Below are 4,082 nucleotides of genomic sequence, written 5' to 3' on the forward strand. Positions count from 1 at the left end.
TGAACCGCCCTGGGTCTGATGGAGGCTCGTTCTATTGGATTCCCACCCCGGCGGGGTCGGTCCGTTGGGCAGCGTAGAACGCTGCTTCGTACTCCGCGGGCGGGACGTTCTGGCAGTGCCCGTGGAGCCGGCTCTCGTTGAACCAGTGCACCCAGGACAGCGTCGCGAGTTCGAGCTCGTCGACGTCGTCCCAGCCGGTGGCGTCGGGTCCGTGGACGCACTCGGTCTTGTAGAGGCCGTTGGTCGTCTCGGCCAGGGCGTTGTCGTAGGAGTCCGCGACCGTCCCGATCGAGGGCCGCGCGCCGATCTCCTCGAGCCGCTCGGTGAACCGCACGGCGGTGAACTGCGACCCCGCATCCGAATGTGTCACCAGCCCGACCAACCGGCGCCCTCCGCGGGAGGCTCTGGCCATCTCAAGTGCGTCGAGGACCATCTCGGTCTTCATGTTCGCCGCCACCCGCCAGCCGACGATCCGCCGGCTGAACGCGTCGACGATGAAGCACACGTACGCCATCCCCGACCGGGTCGGGACGTAGGTCAGATCGGTGACCCACAGCGCGTCGGGCCGGTCGGCGGTGAACTGCCGATTCACCAGGTCCGGCGCCCGCGAGGCATCCGGGTCCGGCCGGGTGGTGAAGACCTTCTTGCGCAGCCGGGACACCCCTTCGATGCCCAGCTCACGCATCAGCCGGGCAACCTGGTCGCGGCCGATGTCGTGACCAGCGCGCCGGGCGGCCTTCCAGAGCTTGTGCGCTCCGTAGACCTTCCGGTTCGCGGTCCACAACGCCAGCAGGACCTGCATCATCAGCACGTCCCGCACGGCCCGCGCAGACGGCGCGGTCTGCCGCTTCTTCGCGGCGTAGTAGCTGCTCGGAGCCACCTGCAGGTACCTGCAGATGAACTCGACTCCGAACTCGTTCCGGTTCTCGTCGACGAACGCGACGATCACCTCGATGGGCGGTCGAGTTCCGCCGCGAAGAAAGCCGAGGCCCGCTTCAACAGATCGTTGGCCCGGCGCAGCTCACGGTTCTCCTGCTCGAGCTCCCGGATCCGCGTGGCCTCGACCGTCGTCACCCCCGGCTCGACGCCGTCATCGATGTCGGACTGCTTGACCCAGGTCCGCAGCGACTCCACCCCGCAGCCGATCTGATCGGCGACCCGCCGAACCGTCCCGTGCGTGGTGCCCAGCTCCTTGCGCAGCTGCCGCACCAGCCGAACCGCCCGGGCCTTCTCCTCTGGCGAGTAGCGACGCGTCGTCGGCTTCCCAGGCGTGCCTTCGTTCCCCATGGCTCCATCCTCGTTTCCAAGGTCAGGAGCCTCCAAGCAACCCAGGGCGGTTCAGACCTCGAGCACACCGCCGACGCCCAACGCCGTCTCGCCCAGGCCATGAAGCACAGCCAGGACGAGTACTGGGGTGACCGGCGCTGGACCGCGAGCTGGAACCGGCGCACCTACGTCGAGGGCGCATTCGGCAACCTGAAGAACCCTGACACCGAGAACACCCGGCGCGGCTACTTCCGCTTCACCGGCCTGCCCCTGGTCACCCTGGCGATGGCGTTCGCGGTCACCGCGTCCAACGTCCGGCAGCTGCGCAACTGGCACCAGCGCACCGGCGCCGGCGATCCTGCGCATCCACTGCTGCAGGCCGAACCCGAGTTCCACGGGTATGCCCTGCTCACCGCCGAGCAGGCAGCCGGCGTGGACGACGCCTTTCGACCGCCGCTGCCAAGAACCTCGTCTTCGTCGCGGCCCCGTAGAACGGCTGGCGCCTCCGGCGGTGAGTTGGTCGCTCCGGGCTAGTCCTGGGCTAGTCCGGGGCTAGTCCCGACGCAATCCGAGCCGATCCTCCAGTGCGGCCACCGCATCGTCGAAGGCGACCAGTGCTGGGTCGAGGTACCAGATGTCGTCCCGCCAGTGGGAGAAGCCAAGGGAGCTCCATACGCCGCGGACCTGCTGCAGCGCCGTCCGGTACGCAGGATCGGCAGCTCCGCCGTCGATCTCGAACGGCGCCGGCTGCGTGATGGCCAGCAGGGCGTCGGACATCAGCCACCGCAGCATGCGTGCGGTCAGCAGCCGCCCGACACCGCCCAGGCCCCGCCACGCTGGTGCGAGCAGCGCACGATCCAGCAGGACGACCCGGTTGCCGGCACCGTCGATCAGCTCGTCGAACTCCTCGTTGACTCCATACGCCCCCGGACGTTCGAACAAGGGCATGAAGTGCGCGTAGTCGGCGCTCTCGTCGAGCGCGAGACGAACGTCCGGATGGGCATCCAGATCGAGCACCAACCCGCGTGCAGTGGCCACGACCAATCTCTGCGTCGCGCCACCTCCCACCACGTCCTGACGGGACAAGGCGGCGTCGGGTCGGGCCCATGCCTGCACCTCGGCGGGATCGTCGACGTCTTCGGGGTCGACATGGAGGTCGACCTCACCGTGCCAGGCGGCGACGGCCCGGTCGTCGTAGTCGGAGTACTCGGTGACCGGCGCAGACAAGCCAACGGACACCCGGGCTTCGGGCAGTCGAGCCAGCAACACCCGGGACAGGTCCTCGTCGCGCGTCACGCAGTCATCCTGCCCCGGACACGCTGGTCTGCTCCGACTCCCGGAGGACTCCACCCGGCCCTGGGCGACGCATGAGGACCACGAGTGTCGGCGGCCCGCCTTACCGTGCCGCGTATGGGAGACGGCCTGGTCGGTGTGCGGCTGCTGATCGACCGCGCAAAGCGACACCTCGCAGAACTACAGAACGCGATCACTGAGTACCAGGCCAGCGAGCCGTACGTCATCGAGACCTAAGACGACAGGGACTGCTGCACGGATCGGTGACAGGTTGGGTCAGGCGGCCTGAGCTGCCGGTGTGTAGATGATGGTCTCGTACTCGATGGGGGTCAGTCGACCGAGGCCGGCTTGCCGACGTCGGCGGTGGTAGGTGCGTTCGATCCAGGTGACGATCTCGATGCGCAACTGCTGGCGGCTGGCCCAGGAGCGGCGGTCGAGCACGTTCTTCTGCAGCAGCGCGAAGAAGGACTCCATGGCGGCGTTGTCCCCGGCTGCACCGACCCTGCCCATTGACCCGGACAGCTGATGCCGGTTGAGGGCCTGGACGAACTTCCGGCTGCGGAACTGCGATCCGCGGTCCGAATGCACGATGCAGCCGGCGACCTCGGCACCGTCGGCGGCCCGCCGGGCGACGGCATTCTCGATCGCGGTCACGGCCAGCCGAGACTTCATCCGTGAGTCGATGGAGTAGCCGACGATCCGGTTGGAGTGCACGTCCTTGACCGCGCACAGATAGAGCTTGCCCTCGGCCGTGCGGTGCTCGGTGATGTCGGTCAACCACAGCTGGTTGGGTCCGGCCGCGGTGAACACCCGCTGGACTTGGTCGTCGTGCACGGGAGGTCCGGGCCGGCCGCTCTTGCCCCGGCGCGGCTTGCCGAACGCGCTCCACCAGCGGTTGGCCGCGCAGATCGCCCACGCGGTGCGTGCGGCCATCGGCTGCCCGCTGGCAGCGGCCTCATCGACGAGGAACCGGTAGCCGAACTCGGGGTCGTCGCGGTGGGCGTCGAACAGCGCGTTGGCCCGGTAGGCCGCGACCAGTTCGCTGGTCGTGACCGGGGCGGCCAGCCACCGGTAGTAGGGCTGGCGGGCGATCTTCAGAACCCGGCACGTCACCGTCACGGGGATCCCGTCGACGGCGAGTTCACGGACGAGCGGGTAGATCATTTTCCCGGCAGGTTCGCCTGGGACAGGTAGGCCGCTGCCCGGCGCAGGACCTCGTTCTCCTGCTCCAGCAGCCGGATCCGCTTGCGGGCCTCACGCAGGTCGACGTTCTCGGCCGCGGTGGTCCCGGGCTTGACGCCCTCGTCGACGTCGGCAGCCTTCATCCAGTTCGTCAGACACGACTCGCTGATCCCGAAGTCAGCCGCGATCTGCTTCAGGTGCTGGCCCGGCTCACGGTTGCGAGCGACGCTCACGACGTCGTCGCGAAACTCCTTGGGGTAGGGCTTGGGCACGGCGAACATCCTTCCAGCGGCGCCTCGCGGCACCACAGATCAGATGTCACCTACTCGTGCAGCAGTCCC

General features: G+C 68.3%; 4 protein-coding genes and 1 other annotated feature. Of the genes, 1 reads left to right on the forward strand and 3 read right to left on the reverse strand.

Features of this window, described 5'->3' with window-relative positions:
* Positions 1–31: 31 nt before the first annotated feature.
* A protein-coding gene (locus QOZ88_RS23015; protein ID WP_305998703.1) for an IS3 family transposase occupies positions 32–1,287 on the reverse strand; the annotation gives its coding sequence in 2 pieces (ribosomal slippage) (positions 32–984 and positions 984–1,287; 1,257 coding nt in all).
* Positions 872–985 (reverse strand) — a sequence feature (AL1L pseudoknot). Its footprint overlaps the gene before it by 114 nt.
* 99 nt (positions 1,288–1,386) lie before the next feature.
* Here QOZ88_RS23015 and QOZ88_RS23020 point away from each other — a divergent pair.
* A complete protein-coding gene (locus QOZ88_RS23020) occupies positions 1,387–1,800 on the forward strand; it encodes a hypothetical protein (protein WP_306002002.1) in 414 nt (137 codons plus the stop codon).
* 18 nt (positions 1,801–1,818) lie between these two features.
* On the opposite strand, the gene QOZ88_RS23025 is transcribed toward QOZ88_RS23020, so the two are convergent.
* Positions 1,819–2,562 carry a hypothetical protein gene (locus QOZ88_RS23025; RefSeq protein ID WP_306002003.1) on the reverse strand — a complete coding sequence of 248 codons (744 nt, stop codon included), beginning with the start codon at positions 2,560–2,562 and terminating at the stop codon, positions 1,819–1,821.
* Between the two features lie 273 nt (positions 2,563–2,835).
* Positions 2,836–4,013, reverse strand: a protein-coding gene (locus QOZ88_RS23030) for an IS3 family transposase (RefSeq protein WP_305998280.1) whose coding sequence is annotated in 2 segments (ribosomal slippage) — positions 2,836–3,726 and positions 3,729–4,013 — 1,176 coding nt in all. Because the reading frame shifts where the segments join, the coding sequence is not laid out codon by codon here.
* Positions 4,014–4,082: the final 69 nt, after the last annotated feature.

This window comes from Blastococcus carthaginiensis, from assembly GCF_030731085.1.
Taxonomy (GTDB): domain Bacteria; phylum Actinomycetota; class Actinomycetes; order Mycobacteriales; family Geodermatophilaceae; genus Blastococcus; species Blastococcus carthaginiensis.